Raw genomic sequence first — 12,240 nt, 5'->3', positions numbered from 1 at the left:
GGGGGCGACGCTCAGTAAACCCACACCTCAACCCGCCGATTCTTGATCCGCCCTTCATCCCCGCTGTTGGCCGCCACCGGCATCAGTGCGCCAAAGCCGCGTACTTCGCGCAATACCACTCCGTTTTTCACCAGTTCCCTACGTACCGCCATCGCCCGCAGCTTCGACAGCAGATCCGCCCGCGCCGGATCGTCCTTGGCATCGCCGAATCCCACCAGTGTTACCGCACGGTCGGTCTTGTCGTGGTGCTTTATATAGTCGAACACCCGGACCAGATCCTGACGGGCCTTGTTGTCGAGACTGGCGCTGCCTTCTTCGAAGCGGAAGTTCACGGTCAGACGCTGGGCATGCCGGCTGAGGGATTGATAACCCTCGGGCATCAGCGCATTCGGCGTGACCGAGATGGCGTGCACGGTCTGGGCGATAAAACCGTTGGCTGCAACAATCGCCTGGCCCTGGCGGCTCTGCGCAAAATCCGCCAGGGCCTGGGCCCACGGATTCTGATTGTCGGGTGGCAAATAGAAGAACAGGCGTCGCGACAGTGGATAGTCTTCCGTGGCAATCAGACTGGCCATGGGCAGCATGGCCTGGGACTGTCCGTCGACGATTGCCACGGCTTTTGCCTGGCGTACATAAGGCAGGCCGATGAAGCCGATGCCCTGCGGATCGGCGCTGACGGCATCGGACAATTGCTCGCTGGACTCGAAACGTTTCGCCGAACTGTTCAGCGTTTTCCCACGACGGCTGAGGACAAGCTCCTTGAAGGTGTCGTAGGTGCCGGACTGATCATCCCGCGCATACAGATGAATCGTCCCACCCTTGCCGCCGAGCTCTTCCCACGTCCTGGCTTCGCCGCTGAAGATTCGTGCCAGCTGTTCGGTGGTCAATTGGTTCAGCGGATTGCCGGGGTGAAGGATGATCGCCAGGCCATCGATGGCGATGACCTGCTCGGCACCGGGGCTTTTCAGATCGCCAAGCTGCAGCAGGCTGGCAAGTTCGCTGTCCTTGATCGGGCGGGAAGAGGCGGCCAGATCGGCGCTGTTGTTTTTGAGTGCGCTAAAACCGGTGCTGGAGCCATGGGCGGAGATTTCAACTACCACCCGTCTGCCTTGGGCGGTCAGGCCGACGATCCGTTGTTCGTTGGCGGTGTCCGGGGTTTCGCTGTGGACCTTCAACAGCCCCTGTTCCTCCAGCAGGCCTTCGACCAGTGCCGGGCCGAGCGCTGCGCCGATGGTGTTGGAACCCTGGATGCGCAGGACCGGGCCGCTCTCGGGGATGGGCAATGCCGCGGCCCACACCTTGAGCGAGGCACTCAGGAGAAAGACGAACAGAACGCGCAGGGTCATGCCGGCACCGAATGCAGCCAAGGGGATTGCCGGGGAGATTAAGTCAGGCGCATGACCAAAACATTACAGCTGAATCAATGTGGGAGCGAGCTTGCTCGCGACTGCGGTGTGCCAGTCAAGCTTTTGCAGCCTGACACTCTGCTATCGCGAGCAAGCTCGCTCCCACAGGAGCTCAGCTCAATTCCAGCCAGATCGGCGCATGATCCGAAGGTTTTTCCATCCCGCGCAGTTCATAGTCCACACCGGCGGCTTTGACCCGGGGCAGCAAACCGTGGGATGCGAGGATCACGTCGATCCGCAGACCACGCTTGGGCTCATCTTCAAAGCCACGGCTGCGGTAATCGAACCAGCTGAAAACGTCCGCTACCTCCGGGTTCAGGTGACGGAAGCTGTCGGTCAGGCCCCAGCTTTTCAGGCGTGCCATCCACTCGCGTTCTTCCGGCAGGAAGCTGCATTTGCCGGTTTTCAGCCAACGCTTCATGTTGTCCGGGCCGATACCGATGTCGCAGTCTTCCGGTGAAATATTCACATCGCCCATCACCACCAGCGGCTGTTCATTGTTGAACTGGCTTTCCAGCAGCGCTTGCAGATCGCTGTAGAAACGCTGCTTGGCCGGGAATTTGGTCGGATGGTCGCGGCTTTCGCCCTGTGGGAAATAGCCGTTCATGATGGTTACCGGAACGCCGTTGGCGTCGGCGAACGTACCCCAGATGAAGCGCCGTTGCGCGTCTTCTTCATCGGTGGCAAAGCCTTTGTGTATGGCAATCGGTTCCTGACGCGAGAGCAGGGCAACGCCGTAATGACTTTTCTGACCGTGAAAATACACGTGATAACCCAGGGCCCGCACTTCTTCCAGCGGGAACTGGTCGTCGTGAACCTTGGTTTCCTGCAGGCCGATGACGTCCGGCTGATGCTTTTCGATCAGCGCCGCCAGCTGATGCGGGCGGGCCCGCAGTCCGTTGATGTTGAAGGAAACGATCTTCATGGTCGGCAGTCCTGGCAAAAGGGCGATGCTAGCTGACATGTAGGATCTGGGCCAGCGTGGGGTGGGAGAAAACATTCTGGCCTGTCAGATGTGTGGCGCCTGTTCTCGCCTCTTCGCGAGCAGGCTCGCTCCCACAGGGGAGCGCGATCGAAATGTGGGAGCGAGCCTGCTCGCGAAGGGGCCCGTCTGGTCGATGAAGATCCACGATTGGTCTATACCTGTGGGGAACTGTGCCATCACCAAAAGGTTCGTACCAACAAGAGCGCCGCCATCCGAGAACGCCCCGGGGAGAATCACCGTCATGCCTGAAACCTCGACCGCCATCGCCGACATCCACATGCTCGACCGCGGTTATTCCCGTGAAGCGCGATCCCTGCTGTATCAGGCTTATCGTCACGAGCCGACTTTTGCTTACCTGTTCGAGGCCGAACGTCCGGGCTACGAACAACGGGTGCGCGCCACAGTGCGGGAACTGGTCAAACAGCATTTCCTGCAGGATCTGCCGGCCATCGGTCTGTTGGTCAATGATCGCTTGATCGGCATTGCCCTGATCGCGCCACCGCAACGGCGTCTGGGCGTCACCGAGAGCTGGGCGTGGCGTTTGCGTATGGTGCTGAGCACCGGTTTTCGCTGCACGCGGCGCTATCTGGAATATCACGCCGCCGTTGAAGCCTGCGTGCCCACCGATTCTGTGCACATGCTGCCGCTGCTGGGCGTTCATCCGCAATTTCAGGGCAAGCACTTCGGCGAACAACTGTTGCAGGCGGTGCACAACTGGTGCGCGGTAGATGAAAGCTCCCAGGGCGTGATCCTCGACACCGGCAATCCGCGTTACCTGGAGTTTTACAAACGTCAGGGTTATGAGGAGATCGGCGAAGTCGCTGTCGGCCCGGTGTGCGAACATGTGTTTTTCCATGCCAATCCCCAGGTGTTACAAACTGCAACGGGATGACCGTCGAACTTTTTGGGAAATTTCCTGTTCTATCACGCTCCCAAGCCCGTGATAGCATCCGCGCCTATGAAGTTTCCAGGAAGATTTACCAGTGGCGTGCTCATGCTGTTAACCAGCTGCGCGGCGCTGGCGCAAAGTGAATTGGATGTGCGGGTCAAACCGTCCAACGATGAACTCAAAGCCAATATAGAAGGCTATATCGGCAGCCTCGGCGATCGTGACGAAGAAGCCTTGCAGCGCTTCAGTCGCGGTGCCGAAGAGCAGGCGCGCAAGGCCGCCCAGGCGTTGGGCTACTACCAGCCGCAGATCGACAGTGAAGTGAAGGGCGGTGAAAAGCCGCGTCTGGTGCTGAAGATCGATCCCGGCGAGCCGATTCGCCTGCGCAATGTCACCGTGCGGGTCGACGGACCCGCCGCAACGCTGAAATCCTTTCGTGTACCGAAAAGCGACGTGCTCAAGCCTGGCGCGGTGCTCAACCATGGGCGCTACGAAGACGCCAAGCGCCTGATCCAGAATCAGGCCTCGCGTTTCGGTTTCTTCAGCGGTCATTTCACCAGCCAAAAACTGCTGGTCGATCCTCGCGCCGGGGTGGCGGATGTCGAATTGATCTATGAGAGCGGTCCGCGTTATGCGCTGGGCAAGGTCAGTTTCGAAGGTGACACGCCGTTCGATGAAGACTTGCTCCAGCGAATGGTGCCGTTCAAACCGGGCGAGCCTTATGACTCCGAGCTGATTGCTGAACTCAATCGCGACCTGCAATCGAGCGGCTACTTCGAGGGCGTACGGGTTGATGCTGCGCCGACTGCGGCAAAAAACGACGTGATCCCGGTCGCAGTCAAACTCGATACCCGCAAGCCGCGCACCATGGGCCTGGGCCTCGGTTATTCCACCGACGTCGGCCCACGGATCAAGGCCAACTGGACCCGTCACTGGGTCAACCCGCAGGGCGACAGTTATGGCTGGGAGGCGGAGCTCTCGGCGCCACGGCAGAACGTTGGTCTGTTCTATGACATTCCGCTGGACCCGCCGCTGACCGACAAGCTGCGCTGGGCCGGTGGCTATCAGTACGAAGACATCGACGGTTCCGACACCCTGAGCAAGCTGCTGACCTTCGGCCCCGAGTGGCACAGCAAATTGCCCAGCGGCTGGCAGCGGGTGATTTCGCTGAAGTGGCAGCGCGAGGAATACCAGCTCGGTGACGATTCGGGCCTGAGTACCTTGTTGATGCCCGGCATCAGTTACTCCTACCTGAAAAGCGACAACCGCATCGACCCGCACAACGGCTATCGCCTGACCTTCGAAAGCAAAGTGGCGAAAGAAGGTCTCGGCTCGGACAACAACCTGCTGTACGGCACGGCGCTGATCAAAGGCCTGACCACGGTGTTCGACAATCACCGTTTCCTCGGGCGTGTCCAGGTCGGCGGCAGCGCCACCAACGGCTACAGCTCGGTGCCGCCATCGCTGCGGTTCTTCGCCGGTGGCGACCAGAGCGTGCGCGGCTACGATTACCAGAGCCTGTCGCCGGAGAACTCCAAAGGCGACCGCATCGGCGGGCGCTACATGGTGGCCGGCAGCGTCGAGTATCAATACTCGATCGCCGAGAAGTGGCGGGTCGCGACCTTCGTCGACCAGGGCAACTCCTTCAACAAACTCGAACTGCCGAACCTCAAGACCGGTGTCGGTATCGGTGTGCGCTGGGTCTCGCCGGTGGGGCCGATCCGCCTCGACCTGGCCCATGCGCTGGACGACGATGGCGGCATCCGGCTGCACTTTTCCATGGGGCCCGAGCTGTGAAGCGTGGTTTGAAAATTTCCGCTCTGGCGCTGTTGTCGCTGGTGCTGCTGATTGTATTGAGCATTGCCGCTGTACTCGGCACCCAGGCCGGCAGCCGTTGGCTGCTGGGGCTGGTTCCGGGTTTGAGTGTCGACAACTTTCAGGGTCGCCTCGGCGGACAGTGGAGCGCCGATCATTTGCTCTGGCAGCAGGACGGCAGTCGCGTCGAACTCAATAAACCGATCTTCGAATGGTCGCCGCTGTGCCTGACACGCATGACGCTGTGCATCGAGCAGCTCAAGGCCGATCAGGTCATCCTGCAATTCCCGCCCGGCGAAGAAACCACCGACAGCGGCCCGGTCAAGTTGCCGGACCTGCAATTGCCGGTGGCCATCGAGCTGGGCGACGTGCAGGTCGGCAGCCTGCTGTTCAATGGCAGCGAACAGCTCAAAGGCCTGCAACTGGCAGCGCACTGGACCGCCAAGGGCATGCAGATTGACAGCGTGAAACTGCAACGCGATGAATTGAGCCTGAACCTCTCCGGCCTGTTGCAACCGACCGGCAACTGGCCGCTGAACATCGCCGGTGATCTGACCCTGCCGTCACCGGGCACCGGCCCATGGACGCTGGCACTGAAAGTCGACGGCGATCTGCTCAAGACCCTCAATCTGCACGCCGACAGCCGTGGCTACCTCGACGGCCAATTGAGCGGCGAGTTGCAACCGCTGACGGAAAACCTGCCGGCCAAGGTGCGCATCACTTCGGAGGCGTTCAAACCGAGCGCCGACCTGCCGGACACCCTGCAACTCAATCAGCTGGTATTGACTGGCGAAGGCGATCTGAAAAACGGTTACCAATTGTTCGGCAATGCAACGCTGCCCGCCGACAAAGGCCCGGTGGCGCTGTTGCTCAAGGGCAAAGTCGACGCCAAGGGCGCGCAAATCGTCGGCCTCGACCTGACGGCCAATGACAAACAAAGCCTCAAGCTCACCGGCAACATTGATTGGAGCAAAGGCCTCAGCGCTCAGGCCAATATCAACTGGCAGGATTTCCCGTGGCATCGGCTTTATGCCGAGATCGACGAACCGCAAGTCGCCTTGCGCACATTCAACGGCGAAGTCTCCTACACCGACGGCCAATACCTCGGCAATTTTGCCGCCGCACTGGATGGCCCGGCCGGGGCGTTCAGCCTGAGCAGTCCGTTCAGTGGCAATCTCAAGCAGATCTTCCTGCCGCAATTCAAGCTCGAAGCGGGGCAGGGCAAGGCCGAAGGGCACGTGAACGTGCAGTTCGCCGACGGTATCGCCTGGGACACGGCGCTGGAACTGTCCGCGCTCAACCCGGCGTACTGGATGGCGGAGCTGCCGGGCACACTGGCCGGGCCGCTGAAAAGCACGGGCGAGATGAAGAATGAACGCCTGAGCCTCAACGCCGACCTCGATCTCAAAGGCAAACTGCGCGGGCAACCGGCGGTGTTGCAGGCCAAGGCTGACGGCGCCGGCGAACAGTGGAATCTCAACGCTCTGCAAATCCGCCTCGGCGACAACAGCATCAACGGCAAGGGCAGCCTGCAACAGAAACTCACCGGGCAGATCGATATCAAGCTGCCGCGCCTGGCCCAACTCTGGCCGCAATTGCGCGGGCAGATCAACGGGCGGGTCGACGTCGCCGGTACGTTGAAAGCACCGCAAGGCAAACTCGATCTGCAAGGCTCGCAACTGGTGTTTCAGGACAATCGCTTGCAAGCCCTCAACCTCGACGCCACCCTCGACAGTGCGCAACGGGCAAAAATCGATCTGAAGGGCAGCGGCATCCAGGCGGGCGACACGAACCTGGGTGTGCTGACCGTCAGTGCCCAGGGCGATATCAAAAGCCAGAAACTCAACCTCGACCTGCTCGGGCCGAAGCTGAAACTTGCGCTGGGCCTGGACGGCAATCTGGACAAGGGCAACTGGCGCGGGCGTCTGGCCAGCGGTGACATCCAGGCCGGCGGTCAGGACTGGAAGTTGCAAAACCCGGCGAAACTCGAGCGCCTGGCCGACGGCAAGATCAACTTCGGCGCTCATTGCTGGATGTCCGGCAGTTCCAGTCTGTGCGGTGAAGATCAGCGTTTGATGCCGGATCCGAAGCTGCGGTATCACCTCAAGCAATTCCCGATCGAAAGCCTGGCGCAATGGTTGCCCAAGGATTTCGCCTGGCAGGGCAGGCTCAACGCCGACCTGCAACTGGACCTGCCGGCCAGTGGCCCGAACGGCCAGATCAGCGTCGATGCCAGCGGCGGCACCTTGCGCATGAAGGAGAAGGATCAGTGGCTGGACTTCCCGTACCAGACTCTCAGGCTCACCAGCAAACTCACACCGAAACGCATCGACACCGACCTCAATTTTGTCGGCGGCAAGCTCGGTGAACTGATGGTCCAGGCGCAGCTCAATCCGCTGCCGAAGAACAAGCCGCTGAATGGCTCGTTCCGTCTCAGCGGGCTGGATCTGTCGGTGGCGCGGCCGTTCGTGCCGATGGTCGAGAAACTCACCGGGCGTCTGAATGGCAGCGGCACGATTTCCGGCGGGTTGCTCACACCGCTGGTCAACGGCACGGTGCAGCTCAGTGAGGGTGAAGTGTCCGGTGCCGAGTTGCCGATGGAGTTGCAGAATCTGCAACTGCAAGCGGTGATCGCCGGGGAATCGGTACGCCTGGACGGCGGCTGGAAAAGCGGCAAGACCGGGCAGGGCAGCCTCAGCGGCAACGTCGCCTGGGGCCAGGCGCTGATGGTGGATCTGGCGCTCAAGGGCACACAACTGCCGGTCACCGTCGAACCCTACGCCAAGCTCGAAGTGGCGCCGGACCTGAAGATTTCCATGGCCGGCGACGAGCTGGCGATTGCCGGCAAAGTGTTGGTGCCCCGAGGCGAAATCACCGTGCGCGAACTGCCGCCATCGACGGTGAAAGTCTCCGATGACACGATCATCGTCGGTGCGCAGACCGAGGAGGGCAAAGCACCGATGGCCATGAAAATGGACATCGACGTGGTGGTCGGCGAGGACAAACTGAGCTTCGCCGGGTTCGGCCTCACCGCCAACCTGCAAGGGCACGTGCACATCGGCGACAACATGGACACCCGTGGCGAGCTGTGGCTCAACGACGGTCGCTATCGGGCTTACGGCCAGCGCCTGACTGTACGTCGTGCGCGACTGCTGTTTGCCGGGCCGATCGATCAGCCCTATCTGGATATCGAAGCGATTCGCCAGACCGACGACGTGATCGCCGGCATTCGCCTGAGCGGCAGCGCCGAGCAGCCGACCACACAGATCTTTTCGGAACCGGCCATGAGTCAGGAGCAGGCATTGTCCTATCTGGTGCTGGGGCGTCCGCTGAGCAGCAACGGCGAAGACAACAACATGCTTGCGCAAGCGGCGCTCGGTCTGGGTCTGATGGGCAGTTCCGGGGTGACCAGCAATCTGGCCAAGGATCTGGGCATTCAGGATTTCCAGCTCGACACCCAGGGCAGTGGCAATACCACCAGCGTGGTGGCCAGCGGCAACATCTCCGAGAAGCTCAGCCTGCGTTACGGCGTTGGCGTCTTCGAACCGGCCAACACCATCGCCCTGCGTTACAAGCTCAGCAAAAAGGTCTACCTCGAAGCCGCCAGCGGTGTGGCCAGTTCGCTGGACATCTTCTACAAGCGGGATTTCTAGCCCGCGTTCCCCATCGCCGGATTGCCTGATCGTCCCCACGCCCAAACACCACGCCCAAACACCTGATCGTTCCCACGCTCCGCGTGGGAATGCCTCAATTGTTGAATGGGACGCGGAGCGTCCCGGGCTGCATTCCCACGCAGAGCGTGGGAACGATCTGGTGCGGTCAATTATCGGCTAATTACAAAGCAGCCTAACTATTGCGTTGACATTCGCTGCCTAGGCAGTAACATCTCGACATACATTCACTGCCTAGGCAGTTATTAGGTGCGTACATGAAGCATTTCACCCCGGACGAATTCAAGCATTGCCATCTCGGCCTGCTGCTTGGCCGTGCAGCCTTGCTCAAGGACCGGATCATCGACACCCACATGGAACCCCATGGCATCACCGCCGCGCAGTTCAAGGTGTTGATCATCATGGCCCAGTACGGCGTCGACACCCCGGCCGAGCTGTGCCGGCACCTGTCGCTGGACAGCGGTTCGATGACCCGCATGCTCGATCGCCTGGAGCAAAAAGACTTCCTGGTGCGCCAGCGCAGCGAGGGCGATCGTCGTCAGGTGCAGCTCAGGCTCACGGCACAAGGCCAGCAACTGGCGGACCTGCTGCCGCACATCGGTGCCGATGCCATGAATGAACTGGCGGGTGCCATCACACCGGACGAGCTGAAAACCCTGGAATACATCCTCAAGAAAATTTTGCTGGCGGCCGGTGACCCCATCACCCTCCAGCGGTTAGGTGAACACAATGAGCGGTAAAACCTTGCGCAGCAGCCTGGCATTGCTGCTGTCGGCGATGATCCTCGCCGGTTGCGCCAACTACAGTGGCCTCGATACCCAAGGCAAAAACCTTGATGCGAAAGACCTCAAGGTCGGTCAATCCCTCAATGGCGTGACACTGTCGCCGGCCGCGTGGCCGAAGAGCGATTGGTGGACCAGCCTCGGCGACCCGCAGCTCGACGGTCTGATCCGAGAAGCCCTGCACGACAGCCCGGACATGCAGATCGCCGAAGCGCGCGCTCATCAGGCCAGCGCCGCAGCCTATGCCGCCGATGCCGAGCGCTATCCGACCCTCGATGCCAGCGCCGGCATTACCCGTTCGCGCCTGGCCAAGGATCAGGACCCGCGAGGGCAGGGCGATGCCTACGCCACCACGCGCAACATCAGCGCCGGCTTCAATTACAACTTCGACCTCTGGGGCGGTCAGCGTGACGCCTGGGAAGCGGCGCTCGGCCAGGCCCGTGCCGCCGAAGTCGATCGTCAGGCAGCTCAGTTGACCCTCGCTGCCGACGTGGCCCGGGCCTACAGCGATCTGGGTCAGGCGCATATCGTTTATGACCTGGCCAACGAAGACCTCAAACGCACCCGACAGATGCTCGACCTGAGCCAACGTCGTCTGGGCGCCGGGATCGACAGCCAGTACCAGTTCCAGCAGACCCAAAGCCTGGAAGCCAGCTCCGAAGCCAGTCTGATCGACGCCGAAAAGCGCCTGAACAGCGCGAAAATCGCTCTGGCGGTATTGCTCGGCAAAGGCCCGGATCGCGGCAACGAGATCGCCCGGCCGAAAGTCCTGCAGGCCAGTGCTGTGGCGTTGCCATCGGTTTTGCCCGCCGAACTGCTGGGTCGTCGCCCGGATCTGGTCGCCGCACGCTGGCGTGTCGAGGCTGCGAGCAAGGACATCGACTCGGCCAAGACCCGCTTCTATCCCAACTTGAACCTGTCGGCCTCCGCCGGTGCCGAATCGTTATTGGGTGACGCGATGTTCGGCTCCGCCAGTCGCTTCTTCAACATCGCACCGACTGTTTCGTTGCCGATCTTCGACGGTGGCCGGTTGCGCGCCAACCTCGATGCCCGGGATGCCGATTACGACCTGGCCGTGGCGCAGTACAACAAAAGTCTGGTGAAAGCCCTGGGCGATGTCGGCGACACCATCAACCAGTTGCGTGACATCGGCCGGCAGATCGGCGCCCAGCAGCACGCGACCGAGATTGCTCAGGATTCTTACAACACCGTGGTCCAGCGTTACGGTTCCGGCATCGGCAACTACCTGGACGTGCTCAGCATCGAGCAGCAATTGCTGCAGGCCCAGCGTCAGCTGGCGACCCTGAATGCCGAGCAGATCGACCTGTCGATTCAACTGATGCAGGCACTGGGTGGCGGCTTTCAGGGGCAGACCCTGACCGCCCGCAACGCCAGCCCAGCTATCGCGCACAACTAATTCAAGGTATTTGTCATGGCCACTGCCGAAAACACTCAAGCTCAAGACAACACCCCCGATACCGGCAATCCGCGCAAGCGCAAAGTGATGCTGCTGGTGCTGGCCGTCGTGGTTGCCCTCGCCGGTGCCGGCGTCTGGGCGTATCACGAATTCATCGGGCGCTGGAACGAAAGCACCGACGACGCCTATGTCAATGGCAACGTCGTTGAAATCACCCCGCTGGTCACCGGCACCGTGGTCAGCATCGGCGCCGACGATGGCGATCTGGTCCACGAAGGTCAGGTGCTGGTCAACTTCGACCCGAACGACGCCGAAGTCGGCCTGCAGAGTGCCCAGGCCAAATTGGCGCGCACCGTGCGTCAGGTGCGGGGTCTGTACAGCAACGTCGATGGCATGAAGGCCCAGGTCAATGCGCAACAGGCCGAGGTACAGAAAGCCCAGGACAACTACAATCGCCGGAAAAATCTTGCTGCCGGCGGGGCGATTTCCCAGGAAGAACTGTCCCACGCCCGCGACGACCTGACCTCGGCCCAGAACGCTCTGGCCAATGCCAGACAACAGTTGAAAACCACCAGCGCACTGGTCGATGACACCGTGGTTTCGTCGCACCCGGACGTAATGGCAGCGGCGGCGGAACTGCGTCAGGCGTACCTGAACAATGCCCGCAGCACGCTGATCGCACCGGTCACCGGTTATGTCGCCAAACGCACCGTGCAACTTGGTCAGCGTGTGCAGCCGGGCACTGCGCTGATGGCGGTGATCCCGCTGGATCAGCTGTGGATCGACGCCAACTTCAAGGAAACCCAGCTGCGTGACATGCGCATCGGCCAGCCGGTGGACATCGAGTCCGACATCTACGGCAGCGACGTGAAATTCAGCGGTACCGTCGACAGTCTCGGTGCCGGCACCGGCAGCGCGTTCGCCCTGTTGCCGGCGCAGAACGCCACGGGTAACTGGATCAAGATCGTGCAGCGTGTACCGGTGCGTATCCATATCAACGCTGAAGAGCTGGCCAAACACCCGCTGCGCGTTGGCCTGTCGACCAATGTCGAGGTCAACCTGCACGACCAGAGCGGCCCGGTTCTGGCCCAACAGCCACCCCAAAAGGCCTCGTTCAGCACCAGCGTCTACGACCGTCAACTGAGTGAGGCCGACGCGATGATCACCCAACTGATCCACGACAACAGCGCCGCAGTCAGCAAGACCGCGCAACGCTGATCCTTTCCCTGTGGGAGCGAGCGTGCTCCGGGCGGCGCTCCGACGATGGCGATTTTC

The 12,240-nt window shown here is 61.2% G+C and carries 8 protein-coding genes; 6 read left to right on the top strand and 2 right to left on the bottom strand.

The genetic code is table 11. The annotated features are described in order from the left end of the window. Positions 1-11 precede the first annotated feature (11 nt). Complete coding sequence (locus tag BBF94_RS07010; RefSeq protein WP_065258321.1) at positions 12-1,346, bottom strand: substrate-binding domain-containing protein; 1,335 nt, start codon at positions 1,344-1,346, stop codon at positions 12-14. Between the two features lie 172 nt (positions 1,347-1,518). Continuing rightward, positions 1,519-2,331, bottom strand: a complete 813-nt coding sequence (gene xthA / locus BBF94_RS07005; protein ID WP_065258318.1) for an exodeoxyribonuclease III — start codon at positions 2,329-2,331, stop codon at positions 1,519-1,521. Between the two features lie 301 nt (positions 2,332-2,632). Between xthA and BBF94_RS06995 the strand changes: the two genes are divergently transcribed. The 6 genes from BBF94_RS06995 to BBF94_RS06970 all read left to right on the top strand — a co-directional run bounded on the left by BBF94_RS06995 (position 2,633) and on the right by BBF94_RS06970 (position 12,183). Further along, the gene (locus tag BBF94_RS06995) at positions 2,633-3,283 is read left to right on the top strand and encodes a GNAT family N-acetyltransferase (protein ID WP_065258316.1); all 651 of its coding nucleotides are present in this window, start codon (positions 2,633-2,635) and stop codon (positions 3,281-3,283) included. A gap of 66 nt (positions 3,284-3,349) precedes the next feature. Beyond that, entirely contained in the window at positions 3,350-5,077 is a 1,728-nt protein-coding gene (locus tag BBF94_RS06990) for an autotransporter assembly complex protein TamA (protein WP_065258315.1), read from the top strand. Further along, on the top strand, positions 5,074-8,748 hold the full coding sequence (locus BBF94_RS06985; protein ID WP_065258314.1) for a translocation/assembly module TamB domain-containing protein: 3,675 nt from the start codon (positions 5,074-5,076) through the stop codon (positions 8,746-8,748). Before BBF94_RS06990 ends, BBF94_RS06985 begins: the two co-directional genes overlap by 4 nt. Positions 8,749-9,023: 275 nt before the next feature. After that, a complete protein-coding gene (locus BBF94_RS06980) occupies positions 9,024-9,506 on the top strand; it encodes a MarR family winged helix-turn-helix transcriptional regulator (protein WP_065258313.1) in 483 nt (160 codons plus the stop codon). After that, entirely contained in the window at positions 9,496-10,965 is a 1,470-nt protein-coding gene (locus tag BBF94_RS06975) for an efflux transporter outer membrane subunit (protein WP_065258312.1), read from the top strand. The genes BBF94_RS06980 and BBF94_RS06975 overlap by 11 nt, the downstream gene beginning before the upstream one ends. 15 nt (positions 10,966-10,980) lie before the next feature. Continuing rightward, positions 10,981-12,183 (top strand): HlyD family secretion protein, encoded by a 1,203-nt coding sequence (locus tag BBF94_RS06970; protein ID WP_065258311.1) that lies wholly within the window; start codon positions 10,981-10,983, stop codon positions 12,181-12,183. Positions 12,184-12,240 lie beyond the last annotated feature (57 nt).

Source organism: Pseudomonas bananamidigenes, from assembly GCF_001679645.1.
GTDB classification, from domain to species: Bacteria; Pseudomonadota; Gammaproteobacteria; order Pseudomonadales; family Pseudomonadaceae; genus Aquipseudomonas; species Aquipseudomonas bananamidigenes.
This window is presented reverse-complemented; position numbering and strand designations above follow the sequence as displayed.